General features: G+C 63.1%; 17 protein-coding genes. 15 read left to right on the top strand and 2 right to left on the bottom strand.

Features of this window, described 5'->3' with window-relative positions; genetic code table 11:
- Positions 1-95: 95 nt before the first annotated feature.
- The 3 genes from BHMPCIPO_RS02310 (at position 96) to BHMPCIPO_RS02300 (ending at position 1,883) form a co-directional block, all read left to right on the top strand.
- On the top strand, positions 96-383 hold the full coding sequence (locus BHMPCIPO_RS02310) for a DUF1330 domain-containing protein (protein ID WP_173515273.1): 288 nt from the start codon (positions 96-98) through the stop codon (positions 381-383).
- A gap of 121 nt (positions 384-504) precedes the next feature.
- On the top strand, positions 505-1,485 hold the full coding sequence (locus tag BHMPCIPO_RS02305) for a complex I NDUFA9 subunit family protein (RefSeq protein WP_173515272.1): 981 nt from the start codon (positions 505-507) through the stop codon (positions 1,483-1,485).
- A 236-nt stretch (positions 1,486-1,721) separates the two neighbouring features.
- Positions 1,722-1,883 carry a hypothetical protein gene (locus BHMPCIPO_RS02300; RefSeq protein WP_173515271.1) on the top strand — a complete coding sequence of 54 codons (162 nt, stop codon included), beginning with the start codon at positions 1,722-1,724 and terminating at the stop codon, positions 1,881-1,883.
- A 233-nt stretch (positions 1,884-2,116) separates the two neighbouring features.
- On the opposite strand, the gene BHMPCIPO_RS02295 is transcribed toward BHMPCIPO_RS02300, so the two are convergent.
- Complete coding sequence (locus BHMPCIPO_RS02295; protein WP_173515270.1) at positions 2,117-2,923, bottom strand: undecaprenyl-diphosphate phosphatase; 807 nt, start codon at positions 2,921-2,923, stop codon at positions 2,117-2,119.
- 183 nt (positions 2,924-3,106) lie between these two features.
- Between BHMPCIPO_RS02295 and BHMPCIPO_RS02290 the strand changes: the two genes are divergently transcribed.
- The 10 genes from BHMPCIPO_RS02290 to BHMPCIPO_RS02245 all read left to right on the top strand — a co-directional run bounded on the left by BHMPCIPO_RS02290 (position 3,107) and on the right by BHMPCIPO_RS02245 (position 14,634).
- The gene (locus tag BHMPCIPO_RS02290) at positions 3,107-3,799 is read left to right on the top strand and encodes a glutathione S-transferase family protein (protein WP_173515269.1); all 693 of its coding nucleotides are present in this window, start codon (positions 3,107-3,109) and stop codon (positions 3,797-3,799) included.
- Positions 3,780-4,982 carry a tRNA epoxyqueuosine(34) reductase QueG gene (gene queG, locus BHMPCIPO_RS02285; protein ID WP_173515268.1) on the top strand — a complete coding sequence of 401 codons (1,203 nt, stop codon included), beginning with the start codon at positions 3,780-3,782 and terminating at the stop codon, positions 4,980-4,982. Before BHMPCIPO_RS02290 ends, queG begins: the two co-directional genes overlap by 20 nt.
- Entirely contained in the window at positions 4,970-5,845 is an 876-nt protein-coding gene (locus tag BHMPCIPO_RS02280) for an SDR family oxidoreductase (RefSeq protein WP_173515267.1), read from the top strand. Before queG ends, BHMPCIPO_RS02280 begins: the two co-directional genes overlap by 13 nt.
- Positions 5,846-6,306: 461 nt before the next feature.
- On the top strand, positions 6,307-6,681 hold the full coding sequence (locus tag BHMPCIPO_RS02275; RefSeq protein WP_173515266.1) for a septal ring lytic transglycosylase RlpA family protein: 375 nt from the start codon (positions 6,307-6,309) through the stop codon (positions 6,679-6,681).
- Between the two features lie 135 nt (positions 6,682-6,816).
- Positions 6,817-8,106, top strand: coding sequence for an RsmB/NOP family class I SAM-dependent RNA methyltransferase (locus BHMPCIPO_RS02270; RefSeq protein WP_173515265.1), 1,290 nt, complete (start codon positions 6,817-6,819; stop codon positions 8,104-8,106).
- A gap of 189 nt (positions 8,107-8,295) precedes the next feature.
- Positions 8,296-9,576, top strand: a complete 1,281-nt coding sequence (locus BHMPCIPO_RS02265) for an imelysin family protein (protein WP_173515264.1) — start codon at positions 8,296-8,298, stop codon at positions 9,574-9,576.
- A gap of 50 nt (positions 9,577-9,626) precedes the next feature.
- Entirely contained in the window at positions 9,627-11,156 is a 1,530-nt protein-coding gene (locus tag BHMPCIPO_RS02260; RefSeq protein WP_173515263.1) for a di-heme oxidoreductase family protein, read from the top strand.
- Positions 11,156-12,271 (top strand): imelysin family protein, encoded by a 1,116-nt coding sequence (locus tag BHMPCIPO_RS02255; protein WP_173515262.1) that lies wholly within the window; start codon positions 11,156-11,158, stop codon positions 12,269-12,271. The genes BHMPCIPO_RS02260 and BHMPCIPO_RS02255 overlap by 1 nt, the downstream gene beginning before the upstream one ends.
- A gap of 209 nt (positions 12,272-12,480) precedes the next feature.
- The gene (locus BHMPCIPO_RS02250; RefSeq protein ID WP_173515261.1) at positions 12,481-13,470 is read left to right on the top strand and encodes a magnesium transporter CorA family protein; all 990 of its coding nucleotides are present in this window, start codon (positions 12,481-12,483) and stop codon (positions 13,468-13,470) included.
- Positions 13,471-13,548: 78 nt separating this feature from the next.
- Positions 13,549-14,634 carry a DUF1513 domain-containing protein gene (locus BHMPCIPO_RS02245; protein ID WP_173515260.1) on the top strand — a complete coding sequence of 362 codons (1,086 nt, stop codon included), beginning with the start codon at positions 13,549-13,551 and terminating at the stop codon, positions 14,632-14,634.
- A 101-nt stretch (positions 14,635-14,735) separates the two neighbouring features.
- On the opposite strand, the gene BHMPCIPO_RS02240 is transcribed toward BHMPCIPO_RS02245, so the two are convergent.
- On the bottom strand, positions 14,736-15,290 hold the full coding sequence (locus BHMPCIPO_RS02240; RefSeq protein ID WP_173515259.1) for a GNAT family N-acetyltransferase: 555 nt from the start codon (positions 15,288-15,290) through the stop codon (positions 14,736-14,738).
- A gap of 199 nt (positions 15,291-15,489) precedes the next feature.
- On the opposite strand from BHMPCIPO_RS02240, the gene BHMPCIPO_RS02235 reads away from it, so the two are divergent.
- Together BHMPCIPO_RS02235 and BHMPCIPO_RS02230 are read left to right on the top strand one after the other, a co-directional pair.
- Positions 15,490-15,942, top strand: coding sequence for a PaaI family thioesterase (locus BHMPCIPO_RS02235; protein WP_173515258.1), 453 nt, complete (start codon positions 15,490-15,492; stop codon positions 15,940-15,942).
- Complete coding sequence (locus BHMPCIPO_RS02230) at positions 15,939-16,577, top strand: 5'-methylthioadenosine/S-adenosylhomocysteine nucleosidase (protein WP_173515257.1); 639 nt, start codon at positions 15,939-15,941, stop codon at positions 16,575-16,577. Before BHMPCIPO_RS02235 ends, BHMPCIPO_RS02230 begins: the two co-directional genes overlap by 4 nt.
- The last annotated feature ends 56 nt before the right edge of the window (positions 16,578-16,633 follow it).

Raw genomic sequence — 16,633 nt, 5'->3', positions numbered from 1 at the left:
CGCTGGGCGGTCCCATGTTGATCCGCTTGACCTCGATCAAAATTTGCCGGAAGTAACTGCCGTCGGCCCCGGTGCCGAAAGACGAGGAGCTCAACATGGCCAAGGGATACTGGATCGCACGGGTCGATGTCCGCGACCCCGAGCGCTACAAGGATTATGTGGCGGCAGCAAAGCCGGCCTTCGAGAAATACGGCGCGAATTTTCTCGCGCGCGGCGGTGAACATCATCGCCTCGAGGGCGGCGTTCGTGCGCGCAACGTCGTCATCGAATTTCCGTCGCTGCAGGCAGCGGTCGACTGTTACAACTCGCCCGAATATCAGGTTGCCGCTGCGATCCGCCAGGAAGTCGCCGACGCAGAGATGGTCGTCGTCGAAGGCATCTGACGGCCTGGCATCCCCATCTTCCGACAGGTCCTGCAAGCCGCGTGGATTGGCCTTCACCTCTCGCGGCTGTTGGGCTATGTAGCAATCAATTCTTTCCTTTGCGATCAGGAGTGCGTTTCCCATGACCTTGTCCAACCTTCCGCCGCTGGTGACGATTTTCGGCGGATCCGGGTTCGTCGGCCGTCATGTCGTGCGCGCGCTCGCCAAGCGCGGCTACCGCATTCGTGTTGCCGTTCGCCGGCCGGACCTTGCCGGCCACCTGCAGCCGCTCGGCAATGTCGGCCAGATCTCCTTCGTCCAGGCGAACCTGCGTTATCGTAAATCCGTCGACCGCGCCGTCGCAGGCGCCGACCACGTCATCAACTGCGTCGGCGTGCTGTTTGAAAGCGGCCGCAACACCTTTGATGCCGTCCAGGACTTTGGCGCGCGCGCCGTGGCGGAAGCTGCGCGTAGCGTTGGCGCCACGCTGACGCACATCTCCGCGATCGGCGCGGATGCGTCCTCGCCGTCGCAATATGCCCGCAGCAAGGGTCGTGCCGAGGCGGCGATCCTGGAAACGAAGCCTGACGCGATCATCCTGCGTCCTTCGATCATCTTCGGACCCGAGGACGGCTTCTTCAACAAGTTCGCCAGCATGGCCCGTTCTTCGCCGATCCTGCCGCTGATCGGTGGTGGTCACACCAAATTCCAGCCGGTCTACGTGACCGACGTGGCGGAGGCCGTCGCGCGCGCCGTCGACGGCAAGATTGCCAAGGGCAAGATCTACGAGCTCGGCGGCCCGGATGTCTTGAGCTTCCGCGACTGTCTCGAGATCATGCTGAACACGATCGACCGCAAGCGCACGCTGGTGTCGCTGCCCTTCGGCGTTGCGTCCCTCATCGGCCGCATCGCGTCGATGGTCCCCTTTATCAAGCCGCCGCTCACGGCGGACCAGGTAGTGTTGCTGAAATCCGACAATGTCGTCTCGGCAAAGGCGGTTTCGGAAGGACGCACGCTCACCGGCATCGGCATCGAGCCGACCATGCTGGAATCGATCCTGCCGACCTATCTGGTGCGCTATCGCCCGCAGGGCCAGTACACCCGCAGCGGCCGCGCCGCCTGATCGCTGCGAAGCCCATCTTCTTTTGAACGGCCGCCGGCACCCGCCGGCGGCCGTTTGCTGTGGTATTCGAGCAACAGCGTTGCAGTTCTGCCGCAGTTAATAAAGCGAATGGCATTTACTGCAAATTCAACATGTCCTGATATTGATCATGTCATATCCAGCGACTAAACACCGCCTCGCGCCCGGATCGCAAGGCACGGCGGGCGGCAGCAGCAATCTCGAAAGGCATAGCGTCCATGGGCAAGTCGATCGCAATCTTTTTTGCGTCTGCGGCACTGATCATTCTGGCTGGCTCATTCATCGCGCCGAACACGGTCGCGAGCAGCGGCAAGGATTGCGCGCCGGCCTATGGCGTCGATCCCTGCACGACGGCATCGATCGATCTTTCCGGCCACTGAGGCGGGCGCCCCTCAGATCACGTAGTTCCGAACGGAAGGCCGCTTCGCGCTTTTCCGGAATTGCTTCGAGGGGCATATCTAGAGTTATTGGCGGGGGCCAGTAGCCGCGTGCGTTTCACCTTGAGACGCACGCGGCTTTGTATTTTGGGCCCAGTGAGAGATCAAAGAAAACTGAGGCAACAGAAAAGGCGCGTCCGAGAACGCGCCTTCGTTTGCGGATAGCAATCCCGGGTTCAGCCAAGCAGCCAGAGGCCGATCAGGCCGGCCGCACCGACGAGGATGCGCCAGATGGCGAACGGCGTGAAGCCGCGCCGCGAGACGAAGTCCAAGAGCGAACGCACGACGAAGATGCCGGCAACGAAAGCCGCGATGAAGCCGACGGCGATCAGCGTGAAATCGTCGAAGGAAAGCGCGTCGCGGTTCTTGTAAAGATCCAGCGTGAACGCGCCGACCATGGTCGGCATCGCCAGGAAGAACGAGAACTCCGCGGCCGAGCGCTTGTCCGTCCCCATCAGCAGGGCGCCGGCGATCGTGGCGCCGGAGCGCGAGGTACCGGGGATCATCGCCAGGCACTGAAACAGGCCGATCTTCAGCGCCAGCGACGGCGGATAGTCTATCACATCGGTATAGCGCGGCTTCAGCGGCAGATGGTCAATCGCATAGAGGATGACACCGCCGACGATCAGCACGACGCAGATCAGGCCAGGCGTTTCGAACAGCACCGCTTTGATGAAATCATGGGCGATTGCTCCGATGACGGCCGCCGGCAGGAAGGCGATCAGAACGGACAGGACGAAGCGGCGCGCCTTGATGCTCGTCGGCAGCGCCAGCACAATCGACAAAAGCTTCTGGAAATAGACGAGCAGGATCGCCAGAATGGCGCCGAGCTGGATGAGGACGGCGAAGGTATTGCCCGGCGACTTGAAGCCGAGAAAGTGGCCGGCGAGGAGGACGTGCGCCGTCGACGAGACAGGGATGAACTCCGTCAAGCCCTCGATGAGCCCGAGGACGAGCGCGCTGATGATCGATTGATCCGCCATATATGAGATTTTCCTGACGTGTTTTGGAGTGGGAGGAAAAAGGCTGATTCGCTTGTGTTTGCCACCACAAATTTCTATAGCTCTATCACAGGAGCCGTGGCCAGACGCTTGCGCCGCCACGCTGACGCCCCCTGCAAAAAGCTGACGCCCCCTGCAAAAAGACTCTGAGAAGCAAGATCATCGATGCCGACACTGTATCATCACCCCATGTCCGCCGCTTCACGGTTCGTCCGCCTTATCCTCTCGGAATATGGCTATCAGACGGAATTGTCGGAGGAGCAGCCCTGGGAGAACCGGCGCGACTTCCTGGCCTTGAATCCGGCCGGGACGTTACCGGTGTATGTTGACGACAGTATGAGAGCGCTCTGTGGCGCCACGATCATCTCGGAATATCTCGACGAGACGAACGGCATCATGAAGCGGGATCGTCGGCTTCTGGCGGAAGACCCGTTCCAGCGCGCGGAAATCCGCCGCCTGGTCGAGTGGTTCCTGCAGAAGATGGAAGCGGACGTCACCAGGCCGCTGGTGCGCGAGCGGATCTTCAAGCTGCAGATGACGCCGGACCAGGGTGGTGGTGCGCCCGACAGCAAGATCCTGCGCACTTCGCGCGCGAATATCCGCCAGCATATGAAGTATCTCTCCTGGCTCGCGGGGTCGCGCACCTGGCTTGCCGGCGACCGCATCTCCTATGCAGATCTCGCGGCGGCCGCGACGGTGTCCGTGCTAGATTATCTTGGCGAGATCGACTGGTCGGATGCCCCGACCGCCAAGGAGTGGTATCAGCGGCTGAAGTCCCGCCCCTCCTTCCGCCCGCTGCTTTCCGAGCGCGTGCGCGGCGTAACCCCGGTTCCGCATTATGCGGACCTCGACTTCTGAGGCTGAAACCGTGCCCGGCATCGCTGCCAAGGCTGACAGTGGGGATCGACGGCGGCTGAAGCTGACCGAATTTCTGAAGGCTGAGGCGGCAGACAAGGGCTTCGATCTCTGTCGCATCACCCGGCCGGACGCCATTCCCGAGGCGCCGGCTCGGCTGCAGGACTTCCTCGACGACGGCTTCCACGGCACGATGGACTGGCTCGCCGAGACTGCCGAGCGACGCTCCGACCCGCGAACGCTCTGGAGCGAAGTGCGCTCGGTCGTGATGTTCGCGATGAATTACGGGCCGGAAGACGATCCGCGCGGAATTCTCCAAAAGACCGATCGAGGCGCGATCTCGGTCTACGCCCAGAACCGCGACTATCACGACGTCATCAAGGGCAAGCTCAAGGAAGTCGCCACACGGTTTGCCGCGCGTGCAGGCGAGGATGTCAAGGTCTTTGTCGACACCGCCCCGGTAATGGAGAAACCACTTTCGGAAAAGGCCGGTCTCGGCTGGCAGGGCAAGCACACCAACCTCGTCAGTCGCGAATTCGGCTCCTGGCTGTTTCTCGGCAGCCTGTTCACCACAGCGGAACTCATCATCGACGAGCCGGAGCGCGACCGTTGCGGCTCCTGCCGCGCCTGCCTCGATGCCTGCCCGACCGGCGCTTTCCCCGCACCCTATCAGATCGACGCGCGGCGCTGCATTTCCTACCTGACGATCGAGCACAAGGGGCCGATCGATCCGGAACTGCGGCCGCTGATGGGCAACCGCATCTACGGCTGCGACGACTGTCTCGCCGCCTGTCCCTGGAACAAGTTCGCGCAGGCTGCTTCCGAAATGAAGCTGAAGGCGCGCGAGGATCTGAAGGCGCCGTCGCTGGAAGCCTTGCTCGACCTCGACGACCCGGCCTTCCGCAGCCTGTTCTCGGGCTCGCCGGTCAAGCGCATCGGCCGCGACCGTTTCGTGCGCAACGTGCTGATCGCGGCCGGCAACTCCGGCGATCCGGCGCTTGCGCCTGCGGTCAAGGCGCGCATCGATGATCCCTCGCCTGTGGTGCGGGCGATGGCGATCTGGGCGCTGTCACGATTGGTCGCGCCGGCAGCGCTTGCAGAATTTGCCGAACAATGCGAGCCAGAGACGGACGAAGACGTCCTCAACGAATGGCAGATGGCGGGAGTGAGCCGATGCATGTCCTGATCCTTGGCGCCGGCTACTCCGGTACGGCAATCGCGCGGGCGATGGCTCCGACGGCGACAAGCGTTGTCGGCACCACCCGCACCGGGGAGAAGGCGATGAAGCTTGAAAAGGCCGGCATCCGCCCGATCCTGTTCGATGGAGAAACGGTCTCGGACGAACTCGCAGCCGCGCTTGGCCAGGCGACTCATCTGATCCAGTCGATCGCGCCCGGCCGCGACGGCGATCCGATGTTCCGCGCTTCCAGCCCGGATCTCGCGCAGCTGGCTCCGAACCTCAAGTGGATCGGCTATCTGTCGACGGTCGGCGTCTATGGCGACCATGGTGGAGCATGGGTCACCGAGGACATGCTGCGCAAACCGGTTTCGGCGCGCTCGGTCGAGCGGGTGGAAGCAGAGGACGGCTGGATTGCCTTCGGCGTCAGGCAGAACATCCCGGTCGCGGTGCTGAGACTTGCGGGCATCTACGGCCCGGGACGCAACGCCTTCTGCAATCTCGCAAACGGCACGGCCCGACGCCTGATCAAGCCGGGACAGGTGTTCAACCGCATCCGCGTCGAGGACATCGGTGCTGCCACCCTGTTCCTCGCCACCAGTGGTACGGGCGGCGTCTTCAACATTACCGACGATGAGCCGGCACCGCCGCAGGACGTTGTGGCCGAGGCCGCGCGGCTGATGGGCGTCGAGCCGCCGCCGGAGATCCCGTTTGAACAGGCGGAACTCTCGCCGATGGCCCGCTCCTTCTATGGCGAGAACAAGCGGGTATCGAACGCCCGCATGCGCGCCACCGGCTTCGCGTTCGCGTATCCGAATTATCGCGTTTCGCTTGCGCAGCTCTGGCAATCCGGCACGTGGCGCAACGCCTGAAACGCAACGCGGCGTACAATCAACAACATAACCCGAAATGCTTATAGAAAGCCGATAGTCTGTTCATCAGTAACGGCGCCACGAACGCCGCCAGAATTGTGACATTCTCTGGATATTCCTTCGATACTTGATGAAGTGAATACAACCTTTGCGCTAGTGGCGAATTTTCGACCATCCGGATTCCGGAAATTTCGTCCAATTCGAAATTTTTAATGAATTTTTTCGTTTACCACTGAGTTGCGCCTGCGTGCGGAAGGCCGCCAGCGTTCAACCACTGATTCCAAAGAACTTCCCGGCCCCTTTTAAACTATTTCAAACAATCTTCGTTTTTGAATTTTCGTCCTTTTTTAATAATTCCTAATAGAACGTAAATGGTTGAAGCACGTTTTCGCCATTTTTCGCCCCAATTAGCGGTTCTCAGAAGTTTTTTAATCAACCATTTGACCGAGGGGATCGCCAGTTTGACGCCAGCGAAGATCAAGACAGCTGCCGCTGCAGCGCTGTTCACGACCGCTATCGGTCTCGTTTCCGTTTCCGATAGCCATGCAGCCGGCGCCGGCTGCGGCGGCGCATCCTGGTATGCGCTGAGTTCCAGGACCGCCTCCGGCGAGCGCATGAATGCGGCACACCTGACCGCCGCCCACCGCAGCCTGAAATTCGGAACCAAGGTTCAGGTCACCAACAAACGCAACGGCAAGAGCGTGATCGTTCGCATCAACGATCGTGGGCCGTTCATCCGCGGACGCGTCATGGATCTTTCCAAGGCCGCGGCTTCGCAGATCGGCATGGTACGCTCCGGCACCGCCAGCGTCTGTTATCGCGTCGTCAATTCCTGATCTTGAAATACTGCCGTCCGGCCAATCGTCGGGTGGGTTTACTTGAGAAAGACCGTTCTCGGCGGTTAATCTTCTCCGCCGTCTTGCTCTTCGATGCCATCGCCGCTACCACGGCGAAAAAGGAGTTGATCGAAGATGCGTTTGGGCGGCAGGCTCGCTGGAGCCATTGAGGTTCTTGAGGATATCGAAAAGCGGAAGCGCCCGGTCGCCGACGCGCTCAAGGATTGGGGCCTTTCCCATCGCTTCGCCGGATCCGGCGACCGCTCCGCGATCGGCAACATCGTCTACGACGCCCTTCGCATGAAACTCTCGCACGCCTACCTGATGGACAGCGACAGCGCCGCAGCGCTCGGCCATGCCGTCATGTACCGCCAATGGGGCTTCAGCCCGGAAGCGCTCGCCGCCGAGCTCGACGGCGACAAATTCGCACCGGAAGCCCCTTCCGCCGAGCGCATGCAGGCCTTCACGACGCGGCGTCTCGAAGACGCGCCGGCCTATGTCCAGGGCGACATTCCCGAATGGACGCAGGCCTCCTTCGAGGAAAACTTCTCCGACGACTGGCTCGATGAAGCCAAGGCGCTCGCCGGCCGGCCGACGCTCGACCTGCGTGCCAATACTCTGAAGGCCTCGCGCGCCAAGGTGCTGAAAGCGCTGGAGCGCAGCGGTGCGGAACCGGCGACGATCGCTCGCAACGGCATTCGCATTCCCGCCGGCGAAGGCGCCTCGCGCCTGCCGAACGTGACGGCGGAACTTTCCTTTCAGAAGGGTTGGTTCGAAGTCCAGGACGAGGGCTCGCAGATCGTTGCCGATCTCGCCTTTCCCCAGGAAGGCGAACAGGTGCTCGACTATTGCGCCGGCGGCGGCGGCAAGACGCTCGCCATGTCGGCGGCGATGAACAACAAAGGCCAGGTGCACGCTTACGACACCGACCGCAAGCGCCTTGCCCCGATCATCGAGCGGCTGAAGCGCGCTGGCACCCGCAATGTCCAGGTGCATGAATCCGCCGAAAGCCTGGCGCCGCTCGCCGGCCGCTTCGACCGCGTGCTGGTCGATGCGCCCTGCACCGGCACCGGCACCTGGCGCCGGCGGCCGGACACCAAGTGGCGGCTCAACCAGAAAAACCTCGAAGAGCGCATCTCCCAGCAGGAGGAAGCGCTGGCGAGTGCCGCCCAGTTCGTCCGGCCGGGTGGCCACCTCATCTATGTCACCTGCTCGGTGCTGCCTGAGGAAAACGAGGCCCAGGTCTACGGCTTCTGCGAAGACAATCCGGAATTCGAGATCCGGTCGGCCGCCGACATCTGGGCGACGCTCTTCGGGACCGACAAGCCGCAGCCCTGGTCGGCCGACATGAAGACGGTGACGCTGACGCCCGCGTCCACCGGCACGGACGGCTTCTTCTTCTGCCTGATGCGACGCAAGGGCTGAGCCCTTCGCCGGCCGCCGAACGCCCGGCATCAGATTTAAAAGGTTCTAAACTATACACTTTGACACAAGTTTGCTTTTGGTTCATGAGAGGCGGGCCCGGCCGGGGCCCTTTCTCATGGCCCGAGCCTGAACGACACCCGCGTCTGCGGGCTCGCTCGGCTGCGCCGAAGGAAGCAACAGGAGAGGGTCATGACCAAGAAATTCATCCGTGGCGCCGCGCTGGCGTTGATGACGGCAACGTCGGCGCTGGCCCTGCAGCCGGCCCATGCCGCCACCGATGCCGCCGCCGTGGTGAAGCACTACACCGCTGTCGCCCATGCCAAGTTCGAAGATGCGCTGACGACGGCCGAGGCACTCGACAAGGCAGTCGACGCGCTGATCGCAACGCCGAGCGAAGAAACGCTGAAGGCAGCCCGCGACGCCTGGCTCAAGGCCCGCAATCCCTATCAGGAAACCGAGGTCTACCGTTTCGGCAACGCGATCGTCGACGAGTGGGAAGGCAGGGTCAATGCCTGGCCGCTCGACGAGGGCCTGATCGACTATGTCGATCCGAGCTACGGCAGCGAGAGCGACGAGAACGCCCTCTTCACCGCCAACGTCATCGCCAACAAGACGATCAAGATCGACGGCAAGGACGTCGATGCCAGCAACATCACGCCGGAATTCCTGGCCGGCACGCTGCAGGAAGCCGGCGGCATTGAGGCGAACGTCGCGACCGGCTACCACGCAATCGAATTCCTGCTGTGGGGCCAGGACCTGAACGGCACCAAGGCCGGCGCCGGCAACCGCCCCTATACGGACTACGACACCAAGGCCTGCACCGGCGGCAATTGCGACCGCCGCGCCGCCTATCTGAAGGCCGCGACCGAGCTTCTCGTTTCCGACCTCAAGGAAATGGTCGCCAACTGGACACCGGACGGTGCTGCCACCAAGGCCGTCGAGGCGGATCCGAAGGCTGGTCTCGTCGCCATCCTCACCGGCATGGGCTCGCTCTCCTATGGCGAGCTTGCCGGCGAGCGCATGAAACTCGGCCTGCTCCTGCATAATCCGGAAGAGGAGCACGATTGCTTCTCCGACAACACGTACAACTCCCACCTTCATGACTCGATCGGCATCCAGTCGGCCTATACGGGCGAATATACCCGCGTCGACGGAACGAAGATGACGGGCCCGTCGCTCTCCGAACTGGTCGCCGCCAAGGATGTGGCTCTCGACAAGGAAATGACGGCCAATCTCGCCACCACGGTCGAGAAGATGCGGGCGATGGCGAAGCGCGCGGAGACCACCGAGGCCTACGACCAGATGATCGGCGAAGGCAATGCCGAAGGCAACGCCACCGTTCAGGCGGCGATCGACGGTCTGATCGCCCAGGCGAAGACGGTGCAGCGCGTCATTGCGTCGCTGGATCTCGGCACGATCGAGCTTGAAGGTTCGGACAGCCTGGACAATCCTAACGCCGTCTTCCAATAAGCTGAAAAGGCGGGCCGCTCCGGCACCGGTGCGGCCCCGATACTCCTGTCATGAAACCTGGCGTCCCCGGCCTCTTCGCGCTTCTTCTCGTTCAAGCGCTTTCTACGGCCCTGCCCGCCCTTGCCGGCGACGGCCTTCCGACCGAACGCACCGATCTCGACAGCAAGGACCGCGCCCGCGTCGAAGCGGTGACGCGGCCGACCGACGATTTCTCCAAGGCGGAGACCTTCGAGGCGATGTCCGGGGGTGCAGCGACCTCGATCGCGCCCGTCAATGCCGACAGTTTCTCGCAGTTCTCGGCCAATCTCACCTTCCAGGAGGAAGAGGGCTTCAAGCTCGGCAATGCGCTCTTCCGCAAGCTCTGGGTTTCCTCGCCCTCCTCGACCCAAGCGTCCGACGGGCTCGGTCCGCTCTACAATGCCCGCGCCTGCCAGAGCTGCCACCTGAAGGACGGGCGCGGACGCCCGCCCGAAGGCTCCACCGATACGACTTCGATGTTCTTCCGCCTGGCGCGCCCGCCGCGCGACGACGAGGAACGGCGGCTGGTCGAAGCACATGAGGTCGGCAACTTTCCGGATCCGGTTTACGGTGCCCAGCTTCAGGATAGCGCCGTGCCCGGCCTTGCAGCCGAGGGTCATCTGAAGGTCAGCTACACGGAGGAGCCCTTCACCTTCCCCGACGGTGAGACCGTTTCGCTGCGCCGACCGAGCTATTCCGTAACCGACCTCGCCTACGGGCCGCTCGATCCGGCGACGACGCTCTCGCCGCGCGTGGCCCAGCCGATGATCGGGCTCGGCCTGATCGAGGCGATCCACGAGGCCGATATCCTGGCGCTTGCCGATCCTGACGACGCCGATGGCGACGGGATCAGCGGCCGCCCCGCGCTGACGCGCGATGCCAGGACCGGCAAGCCGATGCTCGGCCGTTTCGGCTGGAAGGCGCAGAATGCCACCGTGCGGCAACAGAGCGCCGACGCTTTCGCCACCGATATCGGCATCTCCTCCCCCGACGCCGACCGGCCGCACGGCGACTGCACCGCGGCGCAGGCAAAATGCCTTGCCATGCCGACCGGCGAGCAAGCGCGTCTCGGACCGACAGAAGCTCCGGACCCGGTGCTCGACCTCGTTTCCTTCTACTCCAGAAACCTCGCCGTGCCGGCGCGGCGAAAGGCGAGCTTTGCCGAGACGCTCCGTGGCAAGAAGGTCTTCTACGATCTCGGCTGCACGAGCTGCCATACGCCGAAGTTCGTCACCCGCCGCGATGCCGACAACAAGGCGCAGTCCTTCCAGCTCATCTGGCCCTATTCCGATTTCCTGCTGCACGACATGGGCGAGGAGCTTGCGGATGGGCAACAGGTCGGGGTCGCCAGCGGCCGCGGGTGGCGCACGCCACCGCTCTGGGGCATCGGCTTGACGAAGACCGTCAGCGGGCACACCTTCCTGCTGCACGACGGACGCGCCCGCAATCTCACCGAAGCGATCCTCTGGCATGGCGGCGAGGGGCGGAAGGCCCGCGATGCTTTCGCCGCCCTTGCCGCAAGCGATCGCCGCGATCTCCTTGCCTTCCTGGAGTCACTCTGATGTCCGCTACGCATACACTCACCCTTGCACTCTCCCTGGCGCTGACGACCGCATTGCCGGCAATGGCCCAGGAAGGGAGCGCGCTCTCGCCGCGCGTCGTCAACGAGGCCGCCGTCCCCACCGTCATGGCCAAGGCCGTCGACGCGTTCATCATTCCCGCCTATCGCAACCTCACGGAAAAGACCGCCGCCGCAAGGCAAGCTACGGCCAAGCTCTGCGAGGCGCCGTCGCAAGCAGCACTCAAGAGCGCACAGGGAGCGTTCTCCGATCTGGTCGGCGCCTGGTCGGCGATCGAGGTGGTAAGGCTTGGTCCGGCTCTCGAGCAGAACCGGTTCGAACGCTTCCTCTTCTACCCCGATCGCAAGAGCACCGGGCTGAAGCAAGTGCAGGCGATCCTTTCGAAAGAGGATGAAGGCGCAACGGACGAAGCCAGGCTCAAGGGCAAGAGCGTCGCAGCCCAGGGACTGGGCGCGCTCGAATACGTGCTCTATGGCACCGGCGCCGAGGCGCTTTCGAGCGAGGAGGGGAATTTCCGCTGCCGCTACGGCCTGGCGATCACCGGAAATCTCGACACAATCGCCGACGAGCTCCTGGCGGCGTGGCAGAAACCGGACGGCATCCAGGCGGCCTGGAAACATCCGGGCCCCGACAATCCCGAGTTCCGCGACAGCCGCGAGGCGGCCACCGAACTGCTCGGCATTCTCGTCCACGGAGTCGAGACGGTGAAGGACCAGCGGCTGAAACCGTTCTACGAAGGCAAGGACGACAAGGGCCACCCGAAGCTTGCGATCTACTGGCGCTCCGGCAACACCATGGCCTCGATCGCCGGGAATGTCCGTGGCCTCAAGACGCTGTTCGACGTTGCCGACATGCAAAGCCTGCTGCCGGAAGACAGCCGCTCCGTCGCCGGCTCGGCCGACTTCGTGTTCAAGTCGGTGATCGGCATGGCCGGGAACATCGATGGACCGATCGACGCGGCCCTTGCCGATGACGACAAGCGCGCCAAGCTCGCCTTCCTGTCGCTCAACATCAACGACCTTCTCGACCGCTTGAACAAGGATTTCGGCGGCGCGATCGGGCTTGGCGCCGGCTTCTCCTTTGCCGACGGCGACTGACGAAAACCGTTGCCCGGACGGGCTGTTGACAATTCCGGCTTTTAGGCGCAAAGCGCTTTTCGTGTCCGCTTTCGCGGGCACGTTTCACCACAAGGACCAACTCACAATGAACCCCGACAGTCGAAGTCGAGCCTTCACGCTCACGACCGTCCGGTCCTGATTGATCAGGGCTTCATGGCGGTCGGATGACTCGCCCTATGGAGCCCCAAATGCTGCGCATCTACAAAAGCCAGAACAGCCACCTCGTGCTCGTCGACATGCTCGATGGCATCGCCTCCCCGACGCCGGCGATCTGGTTCGATCTCTTCAACCCGTCCGTCGAGGAAACGCGCCTCGTCGAAGGTCAACTCGGCATCGCGATCCCCACCCGCGACGAGATGCAGGAGATCGAGCTTTCCGACCGGCTCTACCAGGAGGATGGCGCCGAATTCATGACGATGACGGCAACCGCGAAGCTCGACAGCGACTACCCGGTCAAGGTGCCGGTGACCTTCATTCTCAAGGGAACGACGCTGGTCACGGTCCGCCATGCCGACCCGAAGCCGTTCCAGACCTTTTCCAACCGCATCCAGAAGGCGAACGGCCAGATCTGTGAGAGCGGCGAACTGGTGATGCTCGGGCTTCTCGAGGCGATCATCGACCGCACAGCGGATGCGCTCGAGCGCGCCGGCAGCGAGGTCGACGCGATCTCGCGCGAGGTGTTCCGCAAGACCAATGCCAGCGCCACCAAGAAAACGCGCGACCTGCAGTCACTGATCGAGCAGATCGGCCAGAAGGGCGATCTCTTGACGGTGATCCGGGAAAGTCTGGTCAGCATCGGCCGACTCGTCGCCTATCATGTAGCGCTCGAAGGCATGGGCCCGCGCAAGGCTGGAAAGGAAAGCCGGCAGCGGATCAAGCTGATCCAGCGCGACGCGACCTCGCTTGGCGATCACGCGCTGTTCCTGTCGAACAAGATCAACTTCCTGCTCGACGCGACGCTCGGCCTGATCAATCTCGAGCAGAACCAGATCATCAAGATCTTCTCGGTTGCCGCCGTCGTCTTCCTGCCGCCGACGCTGGTCGCCTCGATCTACGGCATGAACTTCGGCGTGATGCCGGAATTGCAATGGGAGTTCGGCTATCCTGCGGCATTGATGCTGATGGTGATCTCGGCAATCGTGCCCTATTTCTACTTCAAGCGCCGGGGCTGGCTCTGAGCGCATAACCCGCTATATCGCAGCCTTGAGCGGCGCCTCCGTTGAGGGCTGCGGATTTGCACGACGAGCGAGGATGGCATGAGAGCCGCCACGGGCCTGATCGACCGGCGCAGTTTCCTGAAAATGGCGGGTTCAGCCTGGGTATCGAGCCTTGCGCCCGAGCAGGCTTTCGCCCTGGCACGGGCGGATGCCGTTTTCGCCTCCGCCTTCATGGCGCCCGATGGAAGCTACGGCGTCGCGACGCTGACGGAAACGGGCGAAATCATCGAGCGCACCGCGCTGCCGGCCCGGGCGCATGGCATGGCCTATTCGCCCGTCAGCCGCCGGGCGGTCGCCTTTGCCCGCCGACCCGGCACCTATGCCATGATCCTTGCGACCGACGGCACGGCGGAACCGGTGGTCATCGCCGCGGCGGAGGGCCGGCATTTCTACGGCCACGGTTGCTTTTCGGCGGATGGCAGGCTGCTCTATGCCACCGAGAACGACTTTGCCGCCAATCGCGGCATGGTCGGCATTTATGACGGCACCGACAACTTTGCCCGCATCGGCGAGGTCCCGACCTATGGCATCGGCCCGCATGACATGACGCTTGCTGCCGACGGACGCCTGCTGGCGATCGCCAATGGCGGCATCGAGACGCACCCGGATTTTGGCCGCACCAAGCTCAATCTCGACCACATGGAGCCGAGCCTGACGCTGGTCGACACGCGAACCGGAGCGCTGGTGCAGAAACACCGACTGCCTGATGACCTCAGCCGGCTATCGACCCGCCATGTCGATATCGGCCCGAAGGGCGAAATCTGGTTTGCCTGCCAATACGAAGGCGCGCGCAACGACCTGCCGCCGCTCGTCGGGCATTTTTCCAAGGGGGAGGATCTCCAGTTCCTGTCGCTGCCCGAGCACACGACGGAAGCGCTGGCAAATTATGTCGGCGCGATCGCGGTCAACCGGCATGAGGGGTTGATCGGCCTGACCTCGCCCAAGGGCAACGTGGCCGTGACGCTCGATGCCCAGACCGGAGCGGTGCTGAAGGAGGAGCGCGTCGTCGATGCAGCAGGGGTTGCCGCCGCCGATCACGGTTTTGCCGTCTCCTCCTATGATGGCCACTTCAAGCGGCAGCAAAGCCGCGTCGCCTGGGACCAGCACATCGTCCGCTTGACGTAGACCGAAAGAGACGACAGCGCCGCGCGTCTGGAAGCGCAAAGGTCGCCTAACACCTGTCCGGGCCATCTTTCCGCTTCCAGCGTTTCCACTTGCGGAATTCTCTAGGCGGCGAGATCCGCGGCACCCGAGAGCCGCGCCAAATCATTCCAGCGATAGGCGACTTGCTCATGCGTCTCGGCTCCGAGCGCGACCTGTCCCTGGGCGACCGGTACTGCGCCCAGGCGCTCGTAGAAGGATCGGTTCGGGTTGGTCGACAGCACCCAGGCGAACAGCGAAGAGCCCCCCATTTCGCGGCTGTGCGCCGCGACGCTTCGCACCAGCGCCGAACCGATGCCGGCGCGCTGGAACTCTTCGAGAATGTAGAGGGCGTAGAGCTCCCGGTCGAAGCGCGGCGGCATGGAGCGCGCCTTGCCGTAGTTCGCAAAGCCGATCACCTTGTCTGCGTTCATATCGACCGCCACCAGATGGAAGACCCCGGCAACGCGCATTCGCCTGGCGTGGCGCAGCGCCTGCTGCTCGATCGTCATGGCATCGAGAAACTGATCGGCGATCAGGCCGCGAAACGTCGTTCGCCAGGTTTCGACGATGACAGAAGCGATCATCATGATGTCGTCCGGAACGGCCGGGCGAATTTCGATGCGGCGGAAGCTGTTCATGAAGGAGATATAGGGGCGACAGGCGGGCTTAAAAACGGCACGAACGGGACTGGCGAGGATTTTTCACGAGCGGGCGCAAACACTGTCCAAGGCCGCAGCCTCTTCCGTCTTTCCGTCTTGTCGTCCAGGGAAGGCCGTGCGACTGTCCGCCGACCGGGGCCGGTAGGCCCGTAGACATTATGCAGGGCCTTTCTCATTGATGGACGACCGCGATCCCCCCGATTTTCGAAAGCGCATTCGCGAGAGCTTCGCACGGCAGGCGGCGATGCGCACGATCGGCGCAGAACTGACGCTAATCGAGCAGGGTACGATCGAAATCGAACTGCCCTTCGACGAGAAGCTGACGCAGCAGCATGGCTTCCTGCATGCGGGCGTGATTTCGGCGGCGCTGGATTCGGCCGGCACTTATGCGGCCTATTCGGTGATCGACCCTGATGCCTCGATCCTGACGATCGAGTTCAAGGTCAACCTGCTTTCGCCGGGGCGCGGCGAGCGCTTTCTGTTCCGCGGCGAAGTGACCAAGCCTGGATCGACGATCATTGTTTCCGACGGGCGCGGCTACGCGATCCGCGCCGACGGGCCGGCAAAGCTGATCGCGTCGATGACGGGAACGATGATGGTGGTGCGGGGACGCGAGGGGATCGAAGGATGAGTTTTGCCGTCAAGGACGTCGCCGGACGCAGGATCCTCTACGTCATGGCCGTGGATGCCGAATACGGGCCACACCTCAAGGAGCGGATCAAGCCGCTGATGACCGGTGTCGGCCCGGTCGAGGCGGCCGTCGTGCTGACGCGGACGCTTGCCGAACTCGCCGCGGAGCGTGCACTACCCGATCTCGTCGTTTCGCTCGGCTCTGCCGGTTCCGCCAAGCTCGAACAGACGGAAGTCTACCAGGCGGTCTCGGTCGGCTACCGCGACATGGATGCCTCGCCGCTCGGTTTCGAGAAGGGTAGGACGCCGTTTCTCGACCTGCCGGCGATAGTGCCGCTGCCGCTCAGGATTCCCGGCCTGCCGGAGGCGCGGCTTTCGACCGGCGCCAACATCGTCTCGGGTGCTGCCTATGGGGCGATCGATGCCGACATGGTTGAGATGGAGACCTTTGCGGTCCTGCGCGCCTGCCAGTCCTTCGGGGTTCCGCTGGTTGCGCTTCGCGGAATTTCCGACGGCAAGGCTGAGCTCAAGCACGTTAGCGACTGGACGGAATATCTTCACATTATCGACGAGAAGCTTGCTGATGTGATCGACCGGTTGGAGAATGCGGTTTCGACCGGCGAGATCCCGCTCTAGACGCTCATCCTGCTCTGAAACCCCGGAATTGTCGGGGTGCAATTGAATCGTTGCGC

Origin of the sequence: Ensifer sesbaniae (genome assembly GCF_013283665.1) — a bacterium.
GTDB classification, from domain to species: Bacteria; Pseudomonadota; Alphaproteobacteria; order Rhizobiales; family Rhizobiaceae; genus Ensifer; species Ensifer sesbaniae.
Note: the sequence above shows the minus strand (reverse complement) of the source record. Positions and strands in the feature narration are given on the sequence as shown.

Bases quoted from the DNA above. Each gene is read 5' to 3' on its own strand.
- BHMPCIPO_RS02310 (WP_173515273.1), top strand. From the start codon at position 96: ATGGCCAAGGGATACTGGATCGCACGGGTCGATGTCCGCGACCCCGAG.
- BHMPCIPO_RS02305 (WP_173515272.1), top strand. From the start codon at position 505: ATGACCTTGTCCAACCTTCCGCCGCTGGTGACGATTTTCGGCGGATCC.
- BHMPCIPO_RS02300 (WP_173515271.1), top strand. From the start codon at position 1,722: ATGGGCAAGTCGATCGCAATCTTTTTTGCGTCTGCGGCACTGATCATT.
- BHMPCIPO_RS02295 (WP_173515270.1), bottom strand. From the start codon at position 2,923: ATGGCGGATCAATCGATCATCAGCGCGCTCGTCCTCGGGCTCATCGAG.
- BHMPCIPO_RS02290 (WP_173515269.1), top strand. From the start codon at position 3,107: ATGCCGACACTGTATCATCACCCCATGTCCGCCGCTTCACGGTTCGTC.
- queG (WP_173515268.1), top strand. From the start codon at position 3,780: ATGCGGACCTCGACTTCTGAGGCTGAAACCGTGCCCGGCATCGCTGCC.
- BHMPCIPO_RS02280 (WP_173515267.1), top strand. From the start codon at position 4,970: ATGCATGTCCTGATCCTTGGCGCCGGCTACTCCGGTACGGCAATCGCG.
- BHMPCIPO_RS02270 (WP_173515265.1), top strand. From the start codon at position 6,817: ATGCGTTTGGGCGGCAGGCTCGCTGGAGCCATTGAGGTTCTTGAGGAT.
- BHMPCIPO_RS02265 (WP_173515264.1), top strand. From the start codon at position 8,296: ATGACCAAGAAATTCATCCGTGGCGCCGCGCTGGCGTTGATGACGGCA.
- BHMPCIPO_RS02260 (WP_173515263.1), top strand. From the start codon at position 9,627: ATGAAACCTGGCGTCCCCGGCCTCTTCGCGCTTCTTCTCGTTCAAGCG.
- BHMPCIPO_RS02255 (WP_173515262.1), top strand. From the start codon at position 11,156: ATGTCCGCTACGCATACACTCACCCTTGCACTCTCCCTGGCGCTGACG.
- BHMPCIPO_RS02250 (WP_173515261.1), top strand. From the start codon at position 12,481: ATGCTGCGCATCTACAAAAGCCAGAACAGCCACCTCGTGCTCGTCGAC.
- BHMPCIPO_RS02245 (WP_173515260.1), top strand. From the start codon at position 13,549: ATGAGAGCCGCCACGGGCCTGATCGACCGGCGCAGTTTCCTGAAAATG.
- BHMPCIPO_RS02240 (WP_173515259.1), bottom strand. From the start codon at position 15,290: ATGAACAGCTTCCGCCGCATCGAAATTCGCCCGGCCGTTCCGGACGAC.
- BHMPCIPO_RS02235 (WP_173515258.1), top strand. From the start codon at position 15,490: ATGGACGACCGCGATCCCCCCGATTTTCGAAAGCGCATTCGCGAGAGC.
- BHMPCIPO_RS02230 (WP_173515257.1), top strand. From the start codon at position 15,939: ATGAGTTTTGCCGTCAAGGACGTCGCCGGACGCAGGATCCTCTACGTC.